General features: G+C 55.9%; 1 protein-coding gene and 2 pseudogenes. 1 reads left to right on the top strand and 2 read right to left on the bottom strand.

Annotated elements, in window-relative coordinates:
- A pseudogene (locus ASF39_RS12860) lies at positions 1-237 on the bottom strand (acyltransferase); the annotation flags it as partial.
- Positions 238-1,787: 1,550 nt separating this feature from the next.
- On the opposite strand from ASF39_RS12860, the gene ASF39_RS21380 reads away from it, so the two are divergent.
- Positions 1,788-2,000, top strand: a complete 213-nt coding sequence (locus tag ASF39_RS21380; RefSeq protein ID WP_156648490.1) for a hypothetical protein — start codon at positions 1,788-1,790, stop codon at positions 1,998-2,000.
- A gap of 51 nt (positions 2,001-2,051) precedes the next feature.
- Here ASF39_RS21380 and ASF39_RS20650 read toward each other — a convergent pair.
- Positions 2,052-2,441: pseudogene (locus tag ASF39_RS20650) on the bottom strand (integrase core domain-containing protein); the annotation flags it as partial.

The raw sequence follows: 2,441 nt of genomic DNA, 5'->3' as shown, positions 1-2,441 counted from the left end.
GGCGATGTCGCCGGCGGGGTTCAGGCGTTCGCCGGTCTCGAGATCGAGGACCTTGTGGACGTCGCTGGCGCTGATCCGGCAGTCGGTCCCGAACAGGCAGAAATGACCGATCCGGATGGAGGCCGCCTCGTGCGCGGTGATCTGGGAATGTCCGTTAAAGGACGCCCATGCCCCGATCTCGATCCGTGCGCCTTCGGCGAGGGCATGGATCTCGAGGCGGTTGAGGTTGGAATCCATGCCCACGGTCACGGTAGCGCCACCGCCGAGCACGATGCGGGCGGCATTGGGGAGGAGCGGAGCGGTTGAGGTTGGAATCCATGCCCACGGTCACGGTAGCGCCACCGCCGAGCACGATGCGGGCGGCATTGGGGAGGAGCGGAGCGTCGACCCGCAGGTGGTTACCGCGGCCCCTGACCTCGACCGAGCCGCTGCTTTCGGCCAGAAAGACCGGCGAAAGTTCGATCAGGTTGTTGTCGGGATAAGCAATGTCGAGGTGAACGGGCACAGGGTGTCTCGCGGTGGGGCAGTTGACAGATTAAGTTGCGATTGGGCGAATCAACTGAAATTTCCCCGTAGGTTATTTAGTTTGAAACATGCTTACTAGAGACCGGATTAAGCTACCCACCGGGCCATAAGCCTATCGTAGCATGCTATACACGAATAGGATAATGTAATGATTATTAAATATATAATGGCATGAATTTATAGAAATTTGAAGAGGGGGGGCGCGTTGCGCACGCAAAATCGTTCCACCCCCAGCGTCTCGACAGCAGGACAAAGCCGCACTTGGCCTCAGACAGCATGACGTCCCCCCAGTTCAATGTCGTGCTAGTGCGCGGACTTGACTGGCTTCTCGTTGTTGGCACCCTGGTCGACATAGACTAAATCGAAGAGGTCTGCGGCGGTGGCCTGCATGGCCTCGGCCATGGCCATATGCACTGTGAGCTGTATGCTAGCTTTCCCACACAACGCGAGCCCCAGTCGGATCTGCGTCCGGGCGAGCCGATTGGTGCATTGTACCCGTGGCGGGAGAGGTCGCGACAGCGGTACGACGAAGGTGCGCCGTCAGCAAGCAGGATAGTGGCGGTAGAAGCAACGGACCTGAAGATGCAGATTTACGGTCTTGCCAAAGCTTCGAATATAGGCAAAATACTTGACGCATCGGCTATAGACGGCAGAGCTTGGCGCGCCGCAATCGGGACGGCGTCCTCCGGTCGAACATAGCCAACGATGAATGGATGGCCGGCCTGGCTGATGAATAAGTCGATGACGTAGCCTAAAAGGGATTAATACAAAAGTGTTCCATCCATGAATTGGCCTATCGAAACCACGTCACCGTGACCTTTTCATGCGCACTGCGAAAAAACCGTGAAATTCGAGGAGGATTATATAGGCTGGGCCGCGATCATCCGACCGCACCTTTCTTTGTGCCTATTTTCTGCGGCCTAGGCGCCGATATGCCTCGCAGATGTCAACCCACAAGAGAATTACTAAATTGGATCTCATGGCAGAACTCCTACATCGATCGGGTTGCAAATGGCGACCATCAGCGCTTAAAACGGCTAATATGAATTAAACAGTGCTTTGATCGCCGCCGTAATTTATGCAAAACATCACTATTTTCTTTTCAGACAATGGCATTGCAGGCGGGAAAATCACCGAGGGGGGGCGGCGGTCATGCCTGCGTCTCATTGTTACGCTACGCCGCGGGTCCAGCTGGGTTGCCATGATGGGGCTAAGAGATTAACGCGCTTCGTCTATCCAAATCTGTACTTTAAGGAGACCACATGGACAGCGGAAATTTCGAAAGAAACTCAATTCTTTCGCTTCAAATCGCCTTAAGATCCGTCATCAATCATCTTCGAGCTACCGACGCCGAAGCCTTTGAAAAAGTGCACGAGCATGCGGTGCAAGAGTGCTACGCACTTACGCCGGATAACTCAGCACTGCAGGCAGATATACTAGCCAAAGTTGAAATATATTTCAAATTTCAAAAATAATTTTGCACGGCAAGCTGTGATCGGCCCCCACGCGGTGGTCCAAGGGTAAAGTTAGTGCGCGGTAGGCCGCTCCACCACGGGTAGCTTGGCCGGCGGAGCTGGTCGGGTGAGCGCAGAGCGCAGCTGGCCAAGCGGAGAACGCTGGCACGAACACCTCGGGTGCCGGCGGCCGGTATCCCAGCGATGCATGTGGGCGCACGCCGTTGTAGTGACGCCTCCAGCTTTTGATCACGATCTGCGCCTCCTTGTGTGTGGAGAAGATCTCGCCATTCAGGAGTTCGTCGCGCAGACGCGCGTTGAAGCTCTCGACGTACCCATTCTCCCACGGTGAGCCTGGCGTGACATAGGCGGTTTTGCTGCCGATCGCGGTGATCCAGGCTTGCACAGCCTTCGCGATGAACTCCGGCCCATTATCCGAACGAATATGGCCCGGTACGCCAC

This window comes from Methylobacterium sp. Leaf108, from assembly GCF_001423265.1.
GTDB lineage: Bacteria > Pseudomonadota > Alphaproteobacteria > Rhizobiales > Beijerinckiaceae > Methylobacterium.
The sequence above is the reverse complement of the archived record's forward strand: the minus strand, read 5'-3'. Positions and strand labels throughout refer to the sequence as shown.

Bases quoted from the DNA above. Each gene is read 5' to 3' on its own strand.
- ASF39_RS21380 (WP_156648490.1), top strand. From the start codon at position 1,788: ATGGACAGCGGAAATTTCGAAAGAAACTCAATTCTTTCGCTTCAAATC.